Consider the following 24,169-nt stretch of genomic DNA (forward strand, 5'->3'; position numbering starts at 1 on the left):
ACTAACTTACATACTTAGCTTTTTGTATTTATTCATCATTTGCACTCCGTGTACCAAAGTTGCTCCACTTTCTATAGCTGCACCTGCATGCACAGCTTCCATCATTTCTTCTTTTGTGATTCCTCGCTGCAATCCGTCCTTAGTATAAGCATCAATGCAATAAGGACATTTTACCACATGTGATACTGCAAGAGCTATCAGTGATTTTTCGCGAGCTGAGAGAGCTCCTTCTTCAAAAACCTTCCCATAGTAGTCGAAGAATTTAGTACCTAATTCTTCACTCCATTCGGTTATTTCTCCAAATTTTCGAAGATCGGCAGGGTCATAATATGTTTTAGACATTCTGTAAGTATTAAAATGGGTTATTATTTACGAGATTAACTGGCTAATAGTTTTTCAAAAATGCATTTAGCCTTTACCCTATGCGGATATTAGGCAAATTAATGATAACAATTCGTATAACAAATTATAATTCCTCCTTATAATTAATTAAGATCAAGAATTTTTCGATAGAAAAATTTCTAATTCAAATACCAGATTCAACAGTAGTAAAATTCTATTAACAATAATTCTTAATTCAGAAAAACCTTCGAAAAGCCCGTAAAACCTGATGTTATCTAGTTGTCAATAACGTTTTTCGCATTACAATTACCTCAAACGGTGATAATTGAGTTCTGAATTCCTAATATTTTCACACAATTGATAATTTTACTCCACAATTTTTTAAAAAAAATTATTTAAAAAACGCTTAACTTTAATAGCGAAGAAAAGTACGATACTTTCACATGAGAATTGACGTAAAAACCCTACCTGTAAATGAAATCCTTGAGGATATTGCTAACACTCTCGATGCAGATCTTAAATTCAAAAGCGGAGAGTTGAAAGTAACCATTCCTGAAAGTTTGGGTGAAGGTTATATTCGGGGGGTTAGTTTCGATTCAGGAATGGGCATTATTACCTATAACTGTAAGTTTTTTGAAGATGTAGAAATCCATTTTTCCCTGAATACTGTTCACCCTCTTAAATTTATATTTTGTTCTGAAGGCAGTGTGGAACATTGTTTCCAAAAAGATAGCAAAATTCACAAAATTGACACTTATCAAAATATTGTTGTAAGCAGTAGTGGTTATGACGGGCATATTCTTTATTTCAAAAAGGATGTATCCACCCATGTATCCAGTCTGGAAATCATCAGGTCGGTATTTGCTCATAGATCTAATTACGATTTCAAAGACCTAGATCCTAAGCTTAAGCAGATTTTTAAGGACGCCGTTTCAGAAAAACAGTTTTTCTACCAGGGAAATTACAGTATAAGAGCTGCTGATCTAATGGATGAGATCAACACAAAAGATTATACTGGTTTTCTTCGGAACCTCTTTCTGGAAGGTAAAGCCTTTGAAATGCTTGTAATCCAGATAGCCCAGTATGAAGATGATGCCAATGGAGATAATTTACCTAAGATCCTTAGAAAATCTGATATTGAAAAGGTAGATTATGTAGCAAAAAGAATTCAGGGAGACCTTAGCACCAACATGTCTGTTGAATCACTTGCCAAGGAAGCCGGCACCAATGTTAATAAACTTCAGGAAGGCTTCAAATATGTTTACAACCTTACCGTAAACAAATACATGCAGCATGTAAAGCTCGAGGCCGCCAAAGAGATGCTCGCTTTTTCTGAAAAGAATATTTCAGAGATTGTAACAGCAATAGGCCTGAACAACAGAAGCTATTTCTCAAAAATCTTCAAGGAAAAGTACGGGGTGAGTCCGAAGTATTTCCTGAAATCTAAAAAGAGCATGAAAGAAGAAGAGGTTGAAGAGGAGCAGGACTAGCGGCCGTTAATCATTTAACCTTTTCACTTCTTAAATTTTGATAAATCTGGTATTTCACTAATAATTTCCCGAACTTCATTTCTGAAATTAAATTTCAAAAAATGAAGGATTTAGAAATAAACGCTGCATTGCAGATAGGAAAATCAAGGGAAGAAGTTTTTGAGGCTATTGTAGATCCGGAAAAGATGGCCCATTATTTTATTTCAGAAAGTACAGGACGCTTAGAAGAAGGTGAAACGGTTCAATGGAAATTTCCGGAATTTGACATGAGGTTTCCAGTTACCACAAAAAAGGTGAATAAGCCGGCGATGATCGAAATCGACTGGGAAGGTGCACCCGGGAAAACGACAAATGTCAAGTTTCAACTGGAATCAAAAGCTGAAGAAAAAACCCTGGTAAGGATTACCGAAGGAAGTATGAATGTAGATGAAGAAGGTTTGCAATGGTTCGGAAGAAACTCGGAGGGCTGGGCCAATTTCCTGGCTTGTATGAAGGCTTACCTGGAATTCGGGATCAACCTGAGAAAAGGAGGATATGATTTTATGATAATTAAGGAATAAAATTCAAAGCAAATTATCCCATTGTCGTCATAAGTTATACCTTCTAAAACGTATATAAATTCAGGATGACGCCACTACTTAGATAGCCAGAATATAACGAACTAGTCCAGACAATAAAACCTCACAGATTTTAGAAATCTGTGAGGTTTAATATTCAACAGCTATTTAAAAAACACCTGCTATTATTTTCGATGTGGCCGTGCTACTACATCATTCCTGGCATTCCACCGCCCATACCTTGTGGCATTCCACCTCCACCGGCATTTTCTTCCGGAAGATCGATCAATGCACACTCGGTAGTGAGGATCATTCCAGCAACAGAAGCAGCATTTTCAAGAGCCACTCTGGTTACTTTCTTAGGATCGATAATACCAGCCTTCATCATATCTACATACTTATCCGTTTTAGCATCATATCCAAAGTCTTTTTTACCTTCAAGCACTTTGTTGATCACTACAGATCCTTCTCCACCAGCATTCTCTACGATCGTTCTAAGCGGAGACTCGATAGCTCTGGAAACAATGTGAACTCCGGTAGCCTCATCTGCATTTTCAGTTTTGATCTTAGCCAATACAGCCTGAGCTCTAACTAAAGCTACACCACCACCGGCAACAATACCTTCTTCCACAGCCGCTCTGGTTGCATGAAGCGCATCATCTACACGGTCTTTCTTTTCTTTCATTTCAACTTCTGAAGCAGCCCCAACATATAGTACGGCTACCCCTCCTGCTAATTTAGCAAGACGCTCCTGAAGCTTTTCTTTATCATAATCTGAAGTAGTAGACTCGATCTGAGCTTTGATCTGGTTAACTCTGTTCTCGATATCCTGGTTATTTCCTGCACCATTAACGATCGTAGTATTATCCTTGTCGATCGCTACTTTTTCAGCAGTACCTAGCATATCAATAGTCGCATTCTCAAGAGTGAATCCTCTTTCTTCAGAAATTACAGTACCTCCTGTTAGAATCGCAATATCTTCAAGCATCGCTTTTCTACGGTCACCAAATCCTGGAGCTTTTACAGCTGCGATCTTAAGTGAACCACGTAGTTTGTTAACTACAAGTGTAGCAAGAGCTTCACCGTCTACATCTTCAGCAATGATCAATAATGGTTTTCCAGACTGAGCTACTGGCTCAAGAACCGGAAGCAGGTCTTTCATTGAAGAGATCTTTTTATCGAAAAGAAGGATATAAGGATCTTCAAGATCTGCAGTCATTTTCTCTGAATTGGTCACGAAGTAAGGAGAAAGATATCCTCTGTCGAACTGCATACCTTCAACCACGTCTACGTGAGTTTCGGTTCCTTTTGCTTCTTCAACAGTGATCACACCTTCTTTTCCTACTTTTTCGAATGCCTGAGCGATAAGATCTCCAATCTTGTCGTCATTGTTAGCAGAGATAGACGCAACCTGCTTAATCTTTTCAGAAGAGTCTCCAACTTCTTTAGTTTGCTTGGCTAGATCTGCTGTAAGAGATTGTACAGCTTTATCTATTCCTCTTTTAAGATCCATTGGATTTGCACCTGCAGCAACGTTCTTTAGACCTTCTTTCACGATAGCCTGAGCAAGAACTGTTGCAGTGGTTGTACCGTCACCGGCAAGATCATTGGTTTTAGAAGCAACTTCCTTTACCATTTGCGCTCCCATATTCTCAAGAGCATCTTCCAGTTCAATTTCTTTTGCTACAGTTACACCGTCTTTGGTTACTGTTGGAGCACCAAAGGATTTACTGATAATCACATTACGCCCTTTTGGTCCTAAAGTTACTTTTACAGCATTAGCCAATGCATCTACTCCACGTTTGATCCCGTTACGGGCCTGGATGTCAAATTTTATATCTTTTGCCATTTTTATAAATTTTAGTTTTTCAGAAATCTGAAATTCTGAAAAATTGGTTAATTAATTTCTTATTGAATTTGATTTTCTGCGAATGCAGAAAAAGTTGATCGCCTTGAAACTTATACTATTGCAAGTATATCATCTTCCCGCATGATCAGGTAATCTGTACCTTCCAATTTAAGCTCAGTGCCAGCATATTTCCCATAAAGAACCATATCTCCTTCTTTTACGGTCATATCATGTTCTTTAGTTCCTTTACCTACAGCTACAACTTTACCTTTTTGTGGCTTTTCTTTAGCGGTTTCAGGAATAATGATACCAGAAGCAGTTTTATTCTCTGCAGCAACAGGTTCAATAACAACCCTGTCTGAAAGCGGTTTAATGTTTAGTCCCATTTTTTATAAATTTTAAAATTAGATTAATTTTTCAATTGTGGTAAGGGATATTTCTAAAATTATGCCACTAACTTAATCCTGCCAATACCAAATAAAAAATGCCAGCTTGTCATAAGCTGGCATTTTCAAATGATAATATTTTCTAAAAATCTACTGAGCGCTGTCAGTTGCTGCTGGTTGCTGGGCAGGAGTTTGAGCGGGAGCTTCAGTATTTACAGGTTCATCGCTTTCAAAAACCCCAGTTGCTGCTTCTCCAGGAGCATCCATAATGGTCACATTCGAAAGCAGGATTAGAACCAGTAATAATGTTGCCAAAGTCCAGGTACTTTTATCAAGAAAATCTGTCGTTTTCTTAACACCTCCCATTTGCTGACCTCCGCCACCAAAGGATGAAGAAAGCCCCCCACCTTTAGGGTTCTGTACCATAATCACAACTACCAGCAAAAATGCTACGATAATTATTAAAGCTAAAAAGATAGTGAATGTGCTCATTCTTATTCGTTGTTAGTGTCTTGTAATTTTTCTATTGCCCGAATTTGGTCTGCAAAGAAACCACTTTTTTCGGGATTTTTCAAAATTAATATTTTATATGCCTGAATTGCTTTTTTATAATTCTTTTGCTCCAGGTAAACCTTCGCTAAAGTCTCTGTCATCATCGACTCAGGAGCTGTTGAGTTCTGTTCGGCCAGATTTGCTTTATTTGCCGATTTCCCCGGTTTTATCTTCGGATTTTTGGAAATAAACTCTTCGATCAATTCAAATTTCCTCGTTCGGCTTTCGGAGTTCTCCTCTTCCTTTTTTTCTTCTCTCTCAATTGGTTGCGCCCTGGTGAGTTTTAACCATTCTGAAAATGAATGTGCTTCCTTACCATCAAACTCCAGGGGCTTTCCAATTCCAAGCTCATCTTCTGAAGATCTTTCAATTGGGTGTTCCTCAGAAGCTTTCTTATTATCGGCACTTTCAGTTCTTTCAAAAAGTCCGGGATCCATCACAAGCTCAGATTCCGATTGTTTCATTTTAATTGCCTCATCGATATCTATACTTCTTCTTCCGTGAACTTCTTCCGCTTCATAAACCGTGATCTGCTTCAACCTTTCCTCCTGATCCCTGATCTGTTTCGCGATCTGGTTTTGATTAAACTCCTTCGAGCTAATGAATTCGAAAAGTATACTTCTGTCTGTAGTATGGGCTGCGGTTTTCTTCAGGGCATCGTTATAACTGAATTCCTGATGCTCCTTTAGTCCTTTGAGCCTGATGGCCCTTGCCGCCTGAAAATAAGGAGCCCTGGCAATAATGTTTTCGATCTCCCGTGTTTGTTCTGAAGTGATCTCAGCCGGGTTCTCCAAAAGATATGTGAGCTCTTTTACTTCCATTACCAGTCGGTTAATGCTGCATTGAATATATCCTGGGTCAACCTTGTATAGATTTCATCCAAGGCCGTTTCCAAAGCTGCTCCAACCAGCTGGGTTTGGGCAGGATAATCGTAATAGAATGAGAATCTTCTTTCAAAATCCTTTTCCGGCTCCAAAGTATTATAATACCTCACATTCACAGATATCGTCAACCTGTTCTGTGCCGCCGTATTTTGAGCGGTAGCAGACATTGGAGAAATATAATATTCGGTGATCTCTCCTTCAAAAATAAGGTCCCCGTTGGTATTAGCCAGGTTCAGACTTGTTTGGTTTTGAATAAGATCCTGAAGGGAAATGGTAAAAGCACGGTCAATTCCAGGTTCTACAAGATCTGCATTATTCTGAAAAAAGTTTACCTGAAATGATTCTGCCTCACCAGTATCTGCACCGGTAAAGGAATAAACTCCACAAGCCTGGAATAATAAAGTGAAAGCGAGCAGGCCTGAGAATAAAAGAAGTTTTTTCATAAAGTAAAAACCTGAAATTATAGATTATATTGTTTGATTTTCCGGTAAAGTGTTCTCTCACTAATCCCCAGTTCTTCAGCGGCAGCTTTGCGTTTTCCGCCATGTCTCTCGAGGGATTTTTTAATAAGCTCGAGTTCTTTATCCTGCAAGGAAAGTGTTTCTTCTTCCTCAATCTCTTCCGCAAAGTAATATTTATCTTTCTCTTCCTGTCTTTGTGAAGCAGTATTTTGCTGCGGAATCTGAAGTACACTTAACTCATCTTCATCAATATCAGCTTCATCAATATCATCGCCGCTATTTCCGTAGATCTTTTGAATCAAACCTTCATTATCATCCTGAACTTGCTGGCTATCGCCTTCCTGCATTAGCTTTAAGGTGAGTTTTTTCAGGTCGTTCAGGTCACTTTTCATATCAAAAAGGACTTTGTATAGTATTTCACGCTCGTTACTGAAATCACTTTCCTGCCTCTTTTCAGAAATAACTGCTGGTAAATTACTACCAACATCTGGCAGGTAATGCTTAAGGACTTCTGCATTGATGCTCCTGTTCTGCTCGAGAACCGAGATCTGTTCGGCAATATTTCTTAACTGACGGATATTACCTCCCCAGCGATATTTTTGCATCAAAGCTACCGCATCATCCTCAAGTTTGATGGTGGGCATTTTATATTTCAGCCCAAAATCTGAAGCAAATTTTCTAAACAAAAGATGTATGTCATCCTTCCTTTCGCGAAGAGGCGGAAGGTTAATTTCTACCGTACTCAATCGATAATAAAGGTCTTCACGGAACTTTTCCTTTTTAATGGATTCAAACATATTGATATTGGTAGCGGCAACTATCCTTACGTTCGTCTTTTGAACCTTGGAAGAACCCACCTTGATAAATTCACCATTCTCAAGAACACGAAGTAATCTTACCTGGGTAGGCAATGGAAGCTCTCCTACTTCATCAAGGAAAATGGTACCTCCATCAGCCACTTCAAAATAACCATTCCTGGTTTGAGTTGCCCCGGTAAAGGCCCCTTTTTCATGCCCAAAAAGCTCACTATCTATAGTTCCTTCGGGGATCGCCCCGCAGTTTACGGCAATATATTTTCCATGTTTTCGGTGAGAAAGCGCATGAATGATCTTCGGGATACTTTCCTTCCCCACCCCACTTTCACCTGTTACTAGAACAGAGATATCTGTCGGGGCTACCTGGATGGCTTTTTCTACCGCCCGGTTAAGCTTTGGGTCGTCTCCAATAATTCCGAAACGTTGTTTTATTGCCTGAACTGATTCCATATATTCAAGTTCCTGATAAGATCAGGTATTTTTAATTATTGTCACTATAACCTACAGCCTCACCAATTAAGGTAGCACTGGTACAGTCACTGATTTTTACATTCACAAAATCACCAACCTGGTAATGTTCCTTATCAAAAACCACTACCGTATTTTGAGAATTTCGTCCACTCCAGTGAGCAGCCGACTTTTTAGATTCTTTTTCGATAAGAACTTCCACCGTTTGTCCTAAAAATCTTTCTGTTCTTAGCTTGCTATGCTTTTGCTGAAGATCTACGATCTCCTGTAATCTTCTTTTCTTGACCATTTCTGGCACATCATCTTCCAGTTTACGCTCGGCCAGGGTTCCCGGTCTTTCAGAATATGCGAACATATAACCAAAATCATATTGCACATATTCCATCAAGGAAAGTGTATCCTGGTGATCCTCCTCGGTCTCGGTTGGGAAACCGGTAATAAGATCGTGTGAAATTCCACATCCAGGGATCATTTTCTTGATATTATCTATCAGTTCAAAATATTCCTCCCTGGTATGAAGACGATTCATTTTTTTCAGAATCTTATCGCTTCCGCTTTGAACCGGTAAATGAATATAATCACAGATATTTCGGTGTTCAGCCATGGCTTCGATAACATCAAGCGTCATATCCTGTGGATTCGAGGTTGAGAAACGTATTCTCATTTTCGGCTGAGCTTCCGCAACCAGTCTTAAAAGTCCTGCGAAATTAGTAGCGGTTGCTTTTTGCATTTCAGTCGCGTTCTTAAAGTCTTTTTTAAGTCCGCCGCCATACCACAAATAACTATCTACGTTTTGCCCCAGCAGGGTTATTTCCTTATAACCTTTTGCGGCAAGTTCATTTACTTCCTCAACAATACTCTGCGGGTCACGGCTTCTTTCCCTACCTCTGGTAAAAGGAACTACACAAAAAGTACACATATTATCACAACCACGGGTTATAGAAACAAATGCAGAAACTCCATTGGTTTGAAGTCTTACCGGCGAAATATCGCCATAAGTTTCCTCCTTGCTTAAAATAACATTTATCGCATCCCGACCTTCTTCAACTTCATTTATTAAGTTTGGAAGATCCTTATAAGCATCTGGTCCAACCACTAGGTCTACGATCTTTTCCTCTTCCAGGAATTTATCCTTTAGTCGCTCTGCCATACATCCAAGCACACCCACTTTCATTCCAGGATTGATCCTTTTTACGGCATTATATTTTTCCAGTCTTTTACGCACTGTTTGCTCAGCCTTTTCTCTTATGGAACAGGTGTTCACCAGGACAAGATCTGCTTCTTCCAGCTTCTGTGTTGTATTAAAACCTTCTTTTGACAAGATGGAAGCAACGATCTCACTATCGCTAAAGTTCATCGCGCAACCGTAACTCTCGATAAAAAGTTTACGACTGTTCTCCGCCTTAGGCTCCATCACCAGGGAATTCCCCTGCTTTTTTTCATCTATTGTCTTCTCCATAAATCTGTTATAACCTGTCGGTTTTTAGATTGGCAAAGATAGGACTAAACAAGGTTCTGACAAAGTGACAGAAAAAAATTTAATGAATATTACGCAACCTTTCGCAGAAGCAAGCATCTAAAGGATAACTAACAGCCTGAAAAATGAAAAGATTTTTAATTCTACCTTTCTTAATGGCCTTGTTTTTACTCACCTCATGTGAAAAAGAGGAGGAGAAAAATCTCATCACGGTAGCAGTTCCGGTAACCCAGTCCATCGCAGATTTCCGTGCATCTGTAGATATTCAGGAACCAAGGAATATCAAAGAATCGGGCAAGATCTACGCCTGGCAGGATTTAATATTTATTAATGATCGAAATGAGGGAGTACATATTATAGATAATTCAGACCCGTATAATCCTAAAAAGATAAAATTCCTGAAGATTCCAAGGAATATGGATATTGCTATCAAGGATTCCAAACTTTACGCTGATAGCGGAATGGACCTGGTGGTTTTTGACATTTCCGACATCAATAATATTAAAGAATCGACTAGAGTTGAAGACGTATTTCCATACTATTATTACGCTACACCTGCTGGAGCACGCTATGTAGACCTTGAAAATTTTAATGCTGACGAACAGGTAATCACTGGTTTTATCATAGAGAACAGAAAAATTGAGATGGCTACCGATGACATGATAAGCTTTGATTCCGGAAATTTTGCAGCTTCGGAAGGAGGAGGAACTGGAACTGGTGGAAGCATGGCCAGGTTCAGCATAAAAGATAACTATTTATATATAGCAGACGACAGCTCCTTAAGTGTTTTTGACATTTCCAACCCATCACAACCAAACCAGATTAGTTCAGATTATGCCGGCTGGCAGATCGAAACGATATTTAATTATGAAGATCATCTTTATTTAGGAAGTGCCACCGGAATGTACATCTACAATATCGAGGAGCCTTCCTCGCCACAACAGGTTTCATTCCTACAACATGTTCTTGGATGTGACCCTGTGGTAGTAAAAGACAATTATGCTTACGTAACCATTCGAGGTGGCAATGAATGTGAACAGAATTTCAACCAGTTAGATATCGTGGATATTTCAGATAAGCAAAATCCGAAAATTGCGAAAACCTATGAAATGAATAATCCTTATGGCCTTGGAGTTAAAGATGACTGGCTCTTTATATGCGACGGAAACGAAGGATTAAAGGTTTTTGACATAAAAAACACCCCCGACCTTGAGCAGATTGATCATTTCAAGGACATCAACACCTATGACGTCATCCCCCTGGATGAGATGTTGCTCATGGTTGGGGACAATACACTCTACCAGTATTCTTATAAAGGTAAGGAGGTTAATTTAATAAGTAGTTTTACATTAAATTGATTTTCCCTTTTTGTTTGGTTTTTTTGAAAATCCCTGCCTCTGGCGGGGATTTTTGTTTTAATTATTTTCTAAGTATTTAACTGGGAATATATATCTGTTTTCATTCATTAACTCTATAAACTGGAATTTTTACTTAATAAGATTACAGGTGCAGCCTCTTTTACCTGAATTCAAGAACATTATTTAAATTCTCCGGAATTTGGATTGCCGGTTTTGATGAAATTCACTAGGTATTGCTGAATAGTATGTGAAATTTTGAAATCTGTTTTCAGTTACAAAAGGAAAATCTTTCTTCGACAGATTACCCAGGAAATATTCGATTTCAGATGCGTGAGCAGCTCCGGAAGGTTTATTATCAGAATCTGGATCTGATGGTATAATCCTGGAAAAAATATATTGTAGCCAGGTTACTTTGAATTATCTTTATACAATTCAGACCATTTACAGGTGCTATAAAAATAGACCAGGACAGGCTTTTTTTCTTCTGGTTTCGTATTTGGCTTCCAGATATTCAGGTAAAGACAATCTTCACTAAAATCTTTTCCACGATAAACCGTGTCACCAAAAACATTCGTTTGTATGGCAGCGGGTCCAAACGCTTTAGTTTCTTTAATGCCTTTCCATGAGGCCGGTTATTCAGTTGCCTTCCATCTCAAACTATCAACGGGAGGCTTGGCGGATGGAATTCCCTTAAAAATAAATAATTTCAGATCGGCATCTTTTACGCCCTGAAAAACTCCATACTTTGTTGAAAAATCAACCGGATCTTAAGAAAAATCAATAAGAGAAATGAAGAAAACGGAAAGGAGAACATAGAATTTCATCCTAATCATTTTTAATTTAGAAGAATAAATATAAGACTAGTATTTTTTCTTGGAGATCCTGTTACCGGTAATCTGTCGCTGTGCGCTACTTTTAAATCTTTTCACTTCGTCTTTCCTTAGCTTTTCGTGCTTTGTTTTACGCCCCTGAACCCGTGCCCTCCATTTTCTCCAGTTCCGGGGATGCATTTGCTCTTTCATGAATTTGATCACTTCCTTTTCTGAAAGACCGAATTGGTATTCAATAGCTTCAAAAGTTGTTCGGTCTTCCCAGGCCATAGAAATGATCCTTTCTGTTTCTCTTTCTGAAAAATTATATTCTCTAGTTACACTCATTTGTTTAATTTTTTATTTTTAAAGTTAAACAAAATAAATTGAAGCATAAAAAAACCCTCTCCAACTGGAAAGGGTTTCTTTATATACATCTGCTCAATTAAGCCTGGAAAGGCTCAATAGAAACATAAGATTTATCATCTTTCTTCTTAGTGAATTTTACAGTACCATCAACTTTGGCATGTAAAGTATGATCTTTACCAGCATACACATTATCTCCTGGACGATGTGTAAAACCTCTTTGTCTTACTAGGATGTTTCCAGCAACAGCAGCCTGTCCTCCGAAAATCTTCACACCTAAGCGTTTCGATTCTGATTCTCTACCGTTCTTGGAACTACCAACTCCTTTTTTATGTGCCATCTTATTTCGTTTTTAGTAGTTTAAATTTAGCTTAATGCAGCAATTAATTCTGCTTTCTTCATAGAAGAGTAACCTTCGATGCCTTTATCTTTAGCCATCTCTCTTAGCTCGACTACAGTGTGCTTACTAAGATCATCTGATTTCTTATCAGATTTAGTTTCAGTCTTCTTAGTTTCTTTTTTTGCTTCTTCTTTCTTAGGCTCATCCTTTTTAGTAGAAGCTTTTTTACCTCCTTTAAGGTCGATCCCTTCAATAAGAATTTCGGTAAGGGCTTGTCTGTGACCGTTCTTTACACGGTAACCTTTACGTCTTTTCTTTTTGAAAACAACCACTTTATCACCTTTTAAGTGACGGTTGATCTTTGCTCCAACTAGAGCACCTTCTATAGCCGGGGCGCCAACGGTTACATTGTCTCCATCTGCAGTTAGAAGAACTTTATCGAAAGAAATGCTATCTCCTTCTTCTCCTGCTAAACGGTTTACAAAAACCTTCTGGTCTTTTGCAACTTTAAATTGCTGCCCTGCTATCTCTACAATTGCGTACATAGCGTATAATTAATTATTTAAATACTTAAAAATTTACTCACGTTTCCACGTAAGCGGGTGCAAATATAATTCTAATTAATTAATTGACAAAGTTTTTTGTCCTGGCAACCTGATGTTATAAAGTATGTTTTTTAGCCTCTTTGGTATTCCAGGAATTTTTAAACAACTGCATATAAGCCAGCGTTAGAACGAGGCTTGTAGCAAAACCCATTACCGCAACTACGAAAAGAACGATTCCAATATTGGTATTGTAATCTGTGATCCATACTGTAATCAAATCATCCAGAAAGCCCGGATTGAATTCCGTTGCGTACAACCCAAAGAAAATCGTAAAAATTATCGTTGCATTAAATCCTGTAAGCAAACAGGCCATAAAACCTTTCTGGTACTTGAATTTATTTGCTTTTTTTAAACGGTAGTGCTTGATTGCTTCAAACATACCGTAACCCATGATCACTCCATTAAAAAGACTGAAAATAGGATTAGCATGAGCTCCAAAAAGAGAAAGAATTAAAAAATAAGCAATAAGACCAGCGGCGATCGCAACTCCATATTTTATCGGAATACTGAATTTTCCCATAGCATTTTGACATTTTTCAAAGTAAATTTCCTAAAAATGTGTCGGTTTTTACCTTAATAGCATGTTAATTTTAACACATTTCAAATAAAGGCGTTATTTCAGCTTAAAACTTGTAACTTTTCAGCCGTAAACGTTACCAATATTGGTAACTGAAAAAAAACTATTTAAAATGATTAACAAATTAAAACTTGTTGCCTGCTTTTTCTTTGTAGGAATTGTAGGTTTTGCTCAGGAAGTGGAATTCACTGAGTATGATTTAGACAACGGGTTGCACGTGATCCTGCACCAGGACAACTCTGCTCCGGTTGTTACAACTTCTGTAATGTATCACGTTGGAGGAAAAGATCGTGAAGATGGCAGAACCGGAATGGCTCACTTTTTTGAACACCTGCTTTTTGAGGGAACTGAAAATATCCCGAACGGAAAGTGGTTTGAGATCGTAAGCTCCCATGGCGGAAGCAATAATGCCAATACCAGCCAGGACAGAACCTATTATTATGAAGTATTTCCTTCTAACAATCTAGAACTAGGCTTATGGATGGAATCTGAAAGAATGATGCATCCTATCATTGGGCAGAAAGGTGTAGACACTCAGAATGATGTGGTGAAGGAAGAAAGAAGACTTCGTTATGATAATTCACCTTACGGAAATCTTTTGCAGTCTATGCAAGCAAACATGTTTGAAAAACACCCATACAAAGATCCTAATGTTGGCTACATGGAAGATCTGGATGCGGCTACTCTTGATGAATTCAAAGCTTATTTCGATAAATACTACGTTCCTAATAACGCGGTTTTAGTGGTTGCAGGTGATATTGAAATAGACGAAACCAAAAAAATGATCAAGGATTATTTTGGACCAATTGAAAAAGGTGAAGAGATAACCAGAAATTACCCGGAAGAAGATCCTATCACAGAACAGATAAATGCAAAAGCTTACGATTCTAATATTCAGATTCCAGCCTCTGTAATTGGATACAGAACTCCTTCTTTCACTAAAAAAGATTCTTATGTCCTTAATATGATCTCAGATTACCTAAGCAATGGTAACAGCTCTAAATTATACAAGAAACTTGTAGATGAACAAAAGCAAGCTTTGCAGGTAGGTGCATTCAACCTGGAGCAAGAAGATTATGGAATGTATCTGATATTTGGAATTCCGTTAGGCGAAACTTCTCTGGAAACTTTGAACACTGAAATTGAGGAAGAAATTGCAAAACTTAGAGAACAAATGATCTCAGAAAGCGATTTTCAAAAACTTCAGAATAAAGCGGAAAACAGCTTTGTAAATTCTAACTCCAGCGTTGCCGGAATTGCGAATTCACTGGCCAGAAATTATTTATTATATGGTGATACAGACCTTATTAATGATGAGATCGAGATCTACCGTTCCATTACTCGTGAAGATATCAAGAGAGTGGCCAATGATTACCTAAAGCCGAACCAGAGAGTAGTATTAGAGTATTTACCTGCTAGCGATCAAGCAGAATAATAAAACTTAAATTGAAGATAATGAGAAAAAATATATTAACTCTTGCAGCAGTATTAACCCTGTCTGTTGGAGTTTCAGCTCAAATAGACCGCAGTAAAATGCCCGAGCCGGGACCTGCACCAAAAGTGAATGTAGACGAACCTGAAACCTTTGATCTGGATAACGGATTACAGGTAATGATCGTCGAGAACCACAAACTACCTCGTGTAGCTATGTCCCTTAGATTTGACAATCCACCGCATGTTGAAGGTACAAAAGCTGGTGTATCTGGCCTTACCGGAGACCTTTTAGGTACAGGTACCAAGAATATGTCTAAAGACGAGTTCAACGAAAAGGTTGATTACCTGGGAGCAAGACTTAACTTCTATTCAGGAGGTGCAAGCGCAAATACTCTTTCCAAGTATTTCCCTGAAGTACTGGCTTTAATGGCAGACGGAATGATAAATGCTGAATTTACACAGGAAGAGTTCGATAAATCCAAAGCCCGAACTATAGATGGTCTAAAAAGTAGCGAAAAAGATGTTTCCTACAATGCAAGAAGAGTTCGTTCTGCACTTGCTTATGGCAAAGATCACCCATACGGTGAATTTTCCACCCAGGAAACAGTGAATTCTATTGAACTTGATGATGTAAAATCATACTACAGTAAATGGTTTTCCCCTAAGAATGCCTATTTGGTTGTTGTTGGAGATGTAGACGAAGACGAGGTTAAAGATCTTGTAAAAAAGAACTTTTCGAGCTGGAAAGGAAACGCTACTCCAGAAGCAAACTTACCCGAAGTTTCCAATGTAGAAAAAATGGAGATCGATTTCGTAAACATGCCAAATGCGGTTCAGAGTGAGATCGCTGTAGTGAACACGATAAACCTTAAGAAAAAAGATGATGATTATTTCCCGGTTCTTGTAGCGAACAAAATCTTAGGTGGAGGTGGTGAAGCCAGACTTTTTCTTAACCTTCGTGAAGATAAAGGTTATACTTATGGAGCTTATTCCAGTACAGGAAATGACAAATATGCTTCTACTTTCGTAGCCAGTGCAAGCGTTAGAAATGAAGTAACAGATAGTTCTGTAGTTGCTTTCCTTGATGAGATCTATAAGATTAGAAACGAACAGGTAACAGATAAGGAACTAGCGAATGCTAAAGCAAAGATTACCGGAGATTTCGTTCTTTCCCTAGAACAACCTTCAACTATTGCAAATTTCGCGATGGAAATTGAAACTGAAGACCTTGACGACAATTTCTATGAAGAGTATCTTGAAAAGATCGATGAAGTAACCAAAGAAGATGTGCAAAGAGTTGCCCAGAAATATTTTATGGTGGACAATTCAAGAATAGTAATCGCCGGGAAAGGTTCTGAGGTTTTAGAAAATCTCGAGAAAATGACCTATAACGGTAAGAATATTCCTATCAATTATTATAACAGATTTGGTGAAAAGACAGAAAAACCAGCAGAAAAAACAGTAGACGCTTCAGTTACTTCTGAAAAAGTTTTTTCAAATTATATCGAGGCTATTGGAGGAAAAGAAGCAGTAGAATCTGTGAACAGTATGCTGATGCGTGCATCTGCAGAAATTCAGGGGATGAAGTTGGATCTTGAATCTAAGCAAACCACCGATGGTAAATCTTACCAGGCTGTTTCCATGAACGGAAATGTAATGAATAAACAGGTTTTTGATGGTGAGTCTGGTTTTGTGATGGCTCAGGGACAGAAAATACCTTATAATGAAGAACAGATCGAAGCTGCTAAAGTAGACGCTAATCCTTTTCCGGAACTAAGTGTCAACGACGCAAAGGTTACCGGTATCGAGCAGGTTAATGGCGAAGACGCTTATGTAGTAAAAATGGATGAAAATAACACCAGTTATTATTCTGTTGAAAGCGGATTGAAACTGAAATCGGTTAAAACGGTCACTCAGGCCGGTCAAACCATGAGCATTCCTTCTACATTCAGCGATTACAGAGAAGTAAGCGGAGTTAAATTCCCGTTTATGATCGCTCAGAGCATGGGGCCACAATCATTCGAATTTGAAGTTTCTGAGATCAAGATCAACGAAGGAGTTTCTGAAGAAGATTTTTCTACGGAATAAATTTTTATAGGATCAATTACAAAGCCTCGCTACCAGCGGGGCTTTTTTTATTCCTTTTATTACTGAAACCAGACATCAATCGCTTGGACCTATTAACTATGAAAACACCCACCAGGATCACTAGTGCGGATATTATTTGCCAAAAACTGAATATCTCTCCGTCCAGAATTCCCCAACCTACTGCCACAACCGGGATTGTATAAGTTACTGAAGAGGTGAAAACCGGGTCTGAGATCTGCACCAGTCTGTTGAATATAATCTTGGCCAGCCCAGTATTCACAACTCCCAGAATAGAGATATAAACCAGGGAAAGTTTCGTTTCCGAGGTAAATTGCTCCATTTCAAAGAATCCGGTCAAATAAAGCACAATAAGAGCCGGAATTAGCAAAACCGTAAAACTACCGGTAGTAAGCCCCAACACCGAAACATCATTCAGGTAGGTCTTTAAAATATTCACATTAAAGGCATAGCAAACAGTTGCAGAGATCACCAAAAGAGAAAACCAATAATTCTGATCTGGGTTTATACTTGCCCCGCTCAAAATTAAACCAAGAGTACCAGCAAGCCCAATCAAAACACCTACAACCTTATTAAAGCTCAACAAGGCTCTGAAAAATAAAAATCCAAAGGTCATGGTCAACAAAGGAGTGGTCGCATTTAATATGGAAGCAATTGCACTGTCTATCTCAGTTTCAGCAAAGGCAAAGAAATATACCGGAAAGAAAGAGCCAAGAAGGCCGGAAATAGTAATCCATTTCCATTGCTTTAATTTGATGCTTTTAAGTTTTCCAAATCCGAAAATTAAAAGAAAAATAGCCGCAAATATGATCCTGAAACTTCCAACCTGAAGCGGAGTAAGGCCTACCAGGGACTTTTTTATAAGAATAAAAGAGCTTCCCCATACAATGGAGAGAGCAATAAGATAGATCCATTTCAAATTCTTCAAAGCGACCAAATTTTAATTGCGCGAAGATATACCTTCGGAATGGTTTCTAAAGAAAAAACCCCAACTCTTGTTGGGGTTTTAAAAACTTTTAAATAAAACTAGTTTAACTGCTCGGTAAATGGTGTAGGGAATGCTGAAATAATATTATCTCCGGTACGGTCTAAAGGAATGTTTTCCTGGTTCAGCATATCAAGTCTTCTTAGGTCTACCCACCTATGCCCTTCAGCGAAAAGGGAATACCTTCTTTGCTTTAAGACCTCATCAAGCAGACTGCTATCATCTGTACTTCCCGAATAATCTGAAAGTCCGGCAGCATTTCTAATTATATTGATCGCGTCTACAGCTTCATCATTGTTCACACCGATATTCGCTTCAGCATAGATAAGAATTAGTTCTTCATTCCTGATTAAATAAACAGGATCTATATTGCTATCATAAACAGCCACCTGGTAATCTGCAGACAGTCCGTCGAACATGGTTCCTCCGGGAAGCTCAACTACTTTCTCATCTACCCTGGTGTCTCCGGCTTCAGCATCTTCAACCCATGAATCATGAGCCATGAACTCCTGACCAGACTGCAACGGAACATGAAATTGATTATTAACTATATCGTTACCGGTTAAACCAAAAATATGAGCTGGTCCGGCATACAGGTCCCCATCTAGGTCCATAAATGAATCTTCCAGTAAACTTAAAGCCATCTGGTCATTCCCCTGGTAAAGCGCTACCCTGGCCGCTACCGCACGATTAAATTCATTGAATGATGAAGCAGTATCGAAGCCTTCAAACCCAGAACTAAGATCCACAAAATCTTCAGAAGCATTTGAAAGATCTGAATTAGCCTCATTTAGCAAGCTCATAATCCCGTCTAAAGCAGCATCATAATCTACATTGGGACCGAGATTGTCCGGATCTTCCACATCCAGGCGTATACCATTGGTATATTGCCTGTTTGCGACCATTAGTAAAGCATAGGCTTTTAAGGTTTTAGCATATCCGAAATAGCTATTTTTCTGCTGATCGTCAAAACCAGCTGCAGAATTTGCAACTGCCTCAATAAGGATATTAGCCGATTTTACAACCTTATACCAGGCCGCATAGGATCTTGTGGTTAAAAATCCGTTATTATCAAGGGGGCCTTTCAAAAGCTCGCCTGTATAACGCGGGTCCACCCCAGTAAGATCATAGTATTCTCTTCCCAGAATACTAACAGTGTCATAATGAAACTCTAGATCACTCCGCATAATAGCTTCTAAACCGGTTGCTAACAACTGAATATCGGCCTCACTGGCACCTTCAGAAAAACTACTAACTGTAGGCGCATTTGGATTTTCTATTTCATCCAGGTCGCAGCTCGAGAAGAGCATAACTGCAAACATAAAGATGAAGGTTATTGATATTTTATTCATAATTGTTTTCTTTTAGAAGTTTACATTTAGGTGAAAATTGACAAATTTCGAGGCTGGATATGGTGTTACCTCTACGTTGTTTGCCAGTACATTATTTCCAAAGTTGGAAACTTCAGGATCATAACTATTATAGTCGAAAATATTGATCAGGTTTCTACCTGAAATTCCAACTTTAATGTTCTTGGTATACTTGATAAGGTCATCTGGCAATGTATAGAACAGACCAACTTCCCTCAATTTAAAATAACCCGCATCTTCAATGAACGGATCTGGGTTTACAAATCCCTGACTTGCCCTGTAATCACCATTAGAAAGTTCTCCACTTGGATCTAAACCAGTATCATTATAATCCCAGGTTGTTCCAGCAAGGTCATACAACAAGGTAGTTAAATTTATATTATCCCCACCTTGCTTCCAGTGCCACAGAAAGGTAAAGTCGAAATTTTTATAGCTGATCTCATTGTACCATGACATTTGAAAATCTGGCTCAGCATTTCCATATACAAAGAAACCGTCTCCTTCAGGATCCCTTTCAGCTATCTCCTCAGCTGTAAATGCTGAAGCATCGTAGGTACCTACAATTTGAGTTGCGCTCTTTCCTTCCTGAATAAGGAAAGTACCCAGGGAAGCAGCGAAGCCACCCTCGGTAAAGGCAGGAACATCAAGACTGGTTACTTCAGATGTATTTTTCCACCACTTGAAATTCGCATTCCAGGAGAAATTATCTCTTTCCATAACAATGGCGTTAAGACCCAATTCCACTCCACGGTTTTCTAGCTCTCCACCGTTAACCACTTTAGTTGTAAAACCAGAGGACGTTGGAACATCAGACTGGATTAACAGATCTTTGATGGCCTTGTTATAAAATGAAACTGAAAAGTCCAGCCTGTTATCGAATAAACCGAAGTCCAGACCATATTCTAGTTCTGTTTGTCTCTCAGGACCAATATCTGGGTTTCCTCTTAGGTTTGCAGGACTAAGCCCTGAACTTCCACCAATAAACTGAGCGTTCATTAGAGAAAAACGGTCATTGAAGTTAGGAAAACGTCCGGCCTCTCCATAAGCAATCCTAGGCTTAAGCATACTTACCGTTTCACCGCTCCAGAAATCGAACTGATGTAGATTCACTGCCAGGTTAGCCTTTGGATAGTAATACATTTCGTTAGCATCACCGTTATTTGTTGATTTATCTCCTCGTAATCCAACCGTACCAATGATCTGGTCTCTGAAATTGATCTCTTCCTGTACAAAGAAACCTTTATCCCTTTGCGGCTGAATAGTCTGGTTAGTTGAAACATTGGTAGACTGACCTAAATTGGTTTGTGAACCATTTAAACCGGTGGCAATTGTTATAACCGTATTCCTGTTAAAATCCTGAAGAAAACTACCAGCTTGCGTGGTAAAAGAAAGTCCGTTATCTAGGTCCAGATTATGAACAAGGAATGCGGAAAGGTTATAATTCGTATTAATGGTGGTACCCGAAATAGAAACACCACCTAAAGATGTAGGATCTCTAAAATAGGTAAGCCCTCGTGGGAAAATGCTCGTGGTTCTTAAGGTATATTGATCAAAACCGCCTTCAAGCACAAGCTTTAGTCTTTGAAAATCCCCTGTTAGAAGTTTAATATTCGTCTTGGCACTTCCAATAAAACGGTTCACCTCTTCCTTGTTAGTGGTTAAAGCAACTGTTTCAAGAACGTTAGATCCTGCACCTCCAGGAGGATAAACTCCATCAACAGGATAAAGATCTTCCCATGGGTAAGTGAATGCTAAAGCATAACCAACAGTTCTGTTGGCATTACCGTTGTTAAAGAACCCTCTGTCAGACTCTGAATTAATATAATTACTGGTAATGTAAAGGTCTAACCAGTCATTAAACCGCTGACCGATATTCAATCTAACAGAACTCTTTTTATATCCAGTATTATCCACTAATCCCGGCTCATCCCTATGAGTAACTCCGAAAAAATAATCGGTCTTTTCATTTGCACCTGAGGTAGAGAAACGAGTTGTAGACGAAACAACTGTGTTATCAAAAAGTTCTGCTTCGTAATCGTTTAATACCGGGTTAACTGGACCTCCTAAAGCTGTAATTTGCTCCTGGGTGTAATCTCTCAAACCAAGCAACTGGGTAGGACTTCTAAGACCCACTACCTGAGAAAACGAAACTCTTGGCTTTCCAAGTTTACCTCTTTTAGTGGTTATGATCACAACACCTCCGGCCGCTCGTGAACCATAAATAGCTGCGGCAGAAGCTCCTTTAAGAATTTCAACACTTTCAATATCTTCTGGATCTATATCGGCAATACGGTTTGATGCATCGTCCTGATTAGTTGAAGGATTTCCTCCCCCGGCGGCCTGGCTAACAATATTGTTACCTAACCCTATGGAAGAGTTATCCACATAAACACCATCCACAATAAAAAGGGGTTGTTGATCTCCAAAAATAGAGGTTACACCTCTTAATCGCATAGAGATTCCACCTCCCGGCGCACCGGAATTGGCCTTTATCTCCGCACCATTAAATTTACCGGAAAGCGCTCCATCCAATCCAGATTGCACAGTAACGCCTGTTAATTCTTCGGCAGAAACCGATGCTACGGCATTTGCTGCATTTGCCCGTTTAGTTGAGGAAGCTAAACCGGTTACAACAACCTCATCTAAAGCTGCAGCAGATTCGCTCATTTCTACAGTTATAGGCGATGTATCACTAATACTAATCTCCTGAGTTTCAAAACCCAAATAGGAGAACACCAAAGTTGTGGGGAGTGACTCGACGCTAAGGGAAAAATTACCTTCGAAGTCACTGGTAGTTCCATTACTTGTTCCTTTCTCTATTACATTAACAAAAGGCACAACTTCTCCGGTAGCCTCGTTAATAGTTCTCCCCTCAATTACTTCTTGTGAAAAAAGCAAAGAAGGACTAAGCAGCAAGAAAAAAACTTTGAAATAACTCAAAGAAAATTGCTTCATAATTGCTATATTTTTAGTTTATATGACAATTATAAAGATTATTGTTAATACTTTAACCTATCAGTTGAATATGTTACAAACAGTCGTTGTTAATAATTCCAGCGAAGACTTTCCATTAAACGCCTGATATCTTTCTTTAAATAATCTGCAGCAGGAACAATAGAATCGAAATTTGGAAGACTCTGAAAATAAATGGATCCAGTTAGAAAATGATCGGTTGAATCTGTGAGATAGAACTGAGCCTGGGATGCAGCATCCCCGTTAACTTCATAAAACATTCCATAGGTTTTATGAATATCATTAGTATAAATATCGCCCTCAATAACATCAGCCTTAATCGTATGCTGAAGAGGCAGCTTCTGTGCATCTGTAAGCAATGAATCCAGATTATTTCTTACCGGCTGGTAAGTTATAAAAATAGAACCTTTCATATTCGTATAATCCAACTGTATCCAGCAGGGGACTCTATTTCGAGAAGGTGAAACCTCTGCAATGACATTCTTTTCAAAAGTATAAGGGCAACCAATATCTATTCTCTCATATTTGGCTTCCGGATATTCCAGAGCTAGAAATCCCTTTGGTTTCGGCCTGGGATCATCTTTGCAGGAAAAACATAAAATGGTTATTAACAAGAGGATTGCTAACTGCCTCATACCGTATCGATACTCAGTTTTATTTGCTTAATTCGTTTATCGTCGATCACTTCAATTTTAAAGGAATAATTCAGGAAAATGATCACATCGTTCTTCTTGGGGAAGCCTCCAGATATCTCCAATAGAAAGCCGGCCATCGTGTCTGCTTCACCCTTCTGATCTTCAAACACGGTTGGGTCTTCAATTTTAGCGATCTTATAAAAATCCTTTAGCGGAGTTTTTCCTTCAAAGACAAAATTATTTTCATCCAGCTTGGAATAGATCAGGTCCTCATCATCAAATTCGTCACTGATGTCACCAACGATCTCTTCGATAATATCTTCAAGTGAAATGAGTCCGCTGGTTCCTCCATATTCATCTACAACGATGGCAAGGTGGTTTTTCTTATCCTTGAATTCGTTGAGCAGATCATCAAGCTTTTTATTTTCGGGTACAAAATAAGGTTCTCTTAAAAGACTCGTCCACTCAAATTTCTTTTCATTTAGATACGGCAAAAGATCCTTGATGTAAAGAATACCGATCACGTTATCCACATTTTCCCGAAAAACCGGGATTCTGGAATATCCATTTTCAATAATTTCAGGGAATATCTCTAAAAATGAACTTTCTTCATTTAAAGCAAAAATATCCATTCTTGGCCGCATGACCTGTTTAGTATCTGTATTCCCAAAACTAACAATACCCTGCAGAATTCTTTGCTCTTCCCTGGTAGTATCTTCCTCGCTGGTAAGTTCGAGTGCCTGGGATAAGTGGTCAACGCTAATGAATGAACGCTGTTTCCCAAGTTTTTCATGAAAATAAAGGGTCACTGCTCGCATAGGAGTACTTAAAGGAGAGAACAGGCTATCAAGGAAATTAATTGGATAGGCCATGAAATTCGAAAACTGTACCTTATTCCTGCTCGCATAAACCTTAGGTAGTATCTCTCCAAACAATAAGATGAGGAAAGTCACCAATCCCACTTCAAAAAGAAAACGCAGATCTATTCCATAAAATTCTGTGTTCACATCTGCAAAAAGATCATCGGCCAGATTATCAAAAAGCAGCACAATAGCAATGTTAATAAAGTTATTCGCCACCAGAATGGTAGCCAGAAGCTTTTTTGGCTTCTCCAGCAGATTGATTACGATATTCTGGGTTTTAGACCTTTTTCCATCTTCGGTAATAAAATTAGCCGGAGTGAGGGAAAAGAATGCCACCTCTGCTCCAGAAATTAGAGCAGAACAAAGCAATAGCACGAATAAAAATATCAAGCTGATAAGATGGGTAATTCCCATTGTGGTCCACAACAAAAGCAAACTGGGAGGTTCCGAATCCAAAGACAAAGATT

The 24,169-nt window shown here is 38.7% G+C and carries 22 protein-coding genes and 1 pseudogene; 5 read left to right on the forward strand and 18 right to left on the reverse strand.

What is annotated here, in order from left to right; translation table 11 throughout:
* Positions 1 to 6: 6 nt before the first annotated feature.
* Positions 7 to 342 carry an arsenosugar biosynthesis-associated peroxidase-like protein gene (locus tag ML462_RS03060; protein ID WP_240712257.1) on the reverse strand — a complete coding sequence of 112 codons (336 nt, stop codon included), beginning with the start codon at positions 340 to 342 and terminating at the stop codon, positions 7 to 9.
* A 443-nt stretch (positions 343 to 785) separates the two neighbouring features.
* On the opposite strand from ML462_RS03060, the gene ML462_RS03065 reads away from it, so the two are divergent.
* On the forward strand, positions 786 to 1,832 hold the full coding sequence (locus tag ML462_RS03065) for a helix-turn-helix domain-containing protein (protein ID WP_240712258.1): 1,047 nt from the start codon (positions 786 to 788) through the stop codon (positions 1,830 to 1,832).
* 101 nt (positions 1,833 to 1,933) lie between these two features.
* The gene (locus ML462_RS03070) at positions 1,934 to 2,392 is read left to right on the forward strand and encodes an SRPBCC domain-containing protein (protein WP_240712259.1); all 459 of its coding nucleotides are present in this window, start codon (positions 1,934 to 1,936) and stop codon (positions 2,390 to 2,392) included.
* Positions 2,393 to 2,597: 205 nt separating this feature from the next.
* Here the strand turns inward: ML462_RS03070 and groL are convergent, their stop codons facing one another.
* From groL to miaB, 7 genes are all read right to left on the reverse strand, one after another.
* Positions 2,598 to 4,238 (reverse strand): chaperonin GroEL, encoded by a 1,641-nt coding sequence (gene groL / locus ML462_RS03075; protein ID WP_240712260.1) that lies wholly within the window; start codon positions 4,236 to 4,238, stop codon positions 2,598 to 2,600.
* A 110-nt stretch (positions 4,239 to 4,348) separates the two neighbouring features.
* A complete protein-coding gene (locus ML462_RS03080; protein ID WP_240712261.1) occupies positions 4,349 to 4,624 on the reverse strand; it encodes a co-chaperone GroES in 276 nt (91 codons plus the stop codon).
* Positions 4,625 to 4,774: 150 nt separating this feature from the next.
* Positions 4,775 to 5,116, reverse strand: a complete 342-nt coding sequence (gene secG, locus ML462_RS03085) for a preprotein translocase subunit SecG (protein ID WP_240712262.1) — start codon at positions 5,114 to 5,116, stop codon at positions 4,775 to 4,777.
* 2 nt (positions 5,117 to 5,118) lie between these two features.
* A complete protein-coding gene (locus ML462_RS03090; RefSeq protein ID WP_240712263.1) occupies positions 5,119 to 5,997 on the reverse strand; it encodes a hypothetical protein in 879 nt (292 codons plus the stop codon).
* Complete coding sequence (locus tag ML462_RS03095; RefSeq protein ID WP_240712264.1) at positions 5,997 to 6,503, reverse strand: LptE family protein; 507 nt, start codon at positions 6,501 to 6,503, stop codon at positions 5,997 to 5,999. The genes ML462_RS03090 and ML462_RS03095 overlap by 1 nt, the downstream gene beginning before the upstream one ends.
* Positions 6,504 to 6,520: 17 nt before the next feature.
* On the reverse strand, positions 6,521 to 7,786 hold the full coding sequence (locus ML462_RS03100) for a sigma-54 interaction domain-containing protein (RefSeq protein WP_240712265.1): 1,266 nt from the start codon (positions 7,784 to 7,786) through the stop codon (positions 6,521 to 6,523).
* A gap of 31 nt (positions 7,787 to 7,817) precedes the next feature.
* Entirely contained in the window at positions 7,818 to 9,263 is a 1,446-nt protein-coding gene (gene miaB / locus ML462_RS03105; protein WP_240712266.1) for a tRNA (N6-isopentenyl adenosine(37)-C2)-methylthiotransferase MiaB, read from the reverse strand.
* A gap of 143 nt (positions 9,264 to 9,406) precedes the next feature.
* Between miaB and ML462_RS03110 the strand changes: the two genes are divergently transcribed.
* Positions 9,407 to 10,639, forward strand: coding sequence for an LVIVD repeat-containing protein (locus tag ML462_RS03110; RefSeq protein ID WP_240712267.1), 1,233 nt, complete (start codon positions 9,407 to 9,409; stop codon positions 10,637 to 10,639).
* A gap of 407 nt (positions 10,640 to 11,046) precedes the next feature.
* Here the strand turns inward: ML462_RS03110 and ML462_RS16145 are convergent.
* The 5 genes and pseudogenes from ML462_RS16145 to ML462_RS03130 all read right to left on the reverse strand — a co-directional run.
* Positions 11,047 to 11,256 (reverse strand): annotated as a pseudogene (locus ML462_RS16145) (carboxylesterase family protein); the annotation flags it as partial.
* 243 nt (positions 11,257 to 11,499) lie between these two features.
* A complete protein-coding gene (locus ML462_RS03115; protein ID WP_240712268.1) occupies positions 11,500 to 11,796 on the reverse strand; it encodes a TIGR03643 family protein in 297 nt (98 codons plus the stop codon).
* 97 nt (positions 11,797 to 11,893) lie between these two features.
* Positions 11,894 to 12,154, reverse strand: coding sequence for a 50S ribosomal protein L27 (rpmA, locus tag ML462_RS03120; protein ID WP_240712269.1), 261 nt, complete (start codon positions 12,152 to 12,154; stop codon positions 11,894 to 11,896).
* 26 nt (positions 12,155 to 12,180) lie between these two features.
* Positions 12,181 to 12,699, reverse strand: coding sequence for a 50S ribosomal protein L21 (gene rplU, locus ML462_RS03125; RefSeq protein ID WP_240712270.1), 519 nt, complete (start codon positions 12,697 to 12,699; stop codon positions 12,181 to 12,183).
* A gap of 115 nt (positions 12,700 to 12,814) precedes the next feature.
* Positions 12,815 to 13,279 carry a DUF4199 domain-containing protein gene (locus ML462_RS03130; protein WP_240712271.1) on the reverse strand — a complete coding sequence of 155 codons (465 nt, stop codon included), beginning with the start codon at positions 13,277 to 13,279 and terminating at the stop codon, positions 12,815 to 12,817.
* A 169-nt stretch (positions 13,280 to 13,448) separates the two neighbouring features.
* Between ML462_RS03130 and ML462_RS03135 the strand changes: the two genes are divergently transcribed.
* Complete coding sequence (locus ML462_RS03135; protein WP_240712272.1) at positions 13,449 to 14,771, forward strand: M16 family metallopeptidase; 1,323 nt, start codon at positions 13,449 to 13,451, stop codon at positions 14,769 to 14,771.
* 20 nt (positions 14,772 to 14,791) lie between these two features.
* Positions 14,792 to 16,858, forward strand: coding sequence for a M16 family metallopeptidase (locus ML462_RS03140; protein WP_240712273.1), 2,067 nt, complete (start codon positions 14,792 to 14,794; stop codon positions 16,856 to 16,858).
* 16 nt (positions 16,859 to 16,874) lie between these two features.
* On the opposite strand, the gene ML462_RS03145 is transcribed toward ML462_RS03140, so the two are convergent.
* The 5 genes from ML462_RS03145 to ML462_RS03165 all read right to left on the reverse strand — a co-directional run bounded on the left by ML462_RS03145 (position 16,875) and on the right by ML462_RS03165 (position 24,158).
* Positions 16,875 to 17,804, reverse strand: a complete 930-nt coding sequence (locus tag ML462_RS03145) for a DMT family transporter (protein ID WP_240712274.1) — start codon at positions 17,802 to 17,804, stop codon at positions 16,875 to 16,877.
* A gap of 98 nt (positions 17,805 to 17,902) precedes the next feature.
* Positions 17,903 to 19,213: a RagB/SusD family nutrient uptake outer membrane protein gene (locus ML462_RS03150; protein WP_240712275.1), complete on the reverse strand. Its 1,311-nt coding sequence runs from the start codon at positions 19,211 to 19,213 to the stop codon at positions 17,903 to 17,905.
* A gap of 12 nt (positions 19,214 to 19,225) precedes the next feature.
* Positions 19,226 to 22,186, reverse strand: coding sequence for a SusC/RagA family TonB-linked outer membrane protein (locus ML462_RS03155; protein WP_240712276.1), 2,961 nt, complete (start codon positions 22,184 to 22,186; stop codon positions 19,226 to 19,228).
* A gap of 89 nt (positions 22,187 to 22,275) precedes the next feature.
* Entirely contained in the window at positions 22,276 to 22,839 is a 564-nt protein-coding gene (gene gldD / locus ML462_RS03160; protein ID WP_240712277.1) for a gliding motility lipoprotein GldD, read from the reverse strand.
* A complete protein-coding gene (locus ML462_RS03165; RefSeq protein ID WP_240712278.1) occupies positions 22,836 to 24,158 on the reverse strand; it encodes a gliding motility-associated protein GldE in 1,323 nt (440 codons plus the stop codon). Before ML462_RS03165 ends, gldD begins: the two co-directional genes overlap by 4 nt.
* Positions 24,159 to 24,169 lie beyond the last annotated feature (11 nt).

This window comes from Christiangramia lutea, from assembly GCF_022489035.1.
GTDB classification, from domain to species: domain Bacteria; phylum Bacteroidota; class Bacteroidia; order Flavobacteriales; family Flavobacteriaceae; genus Christiangramia; species Christiangramia lutea.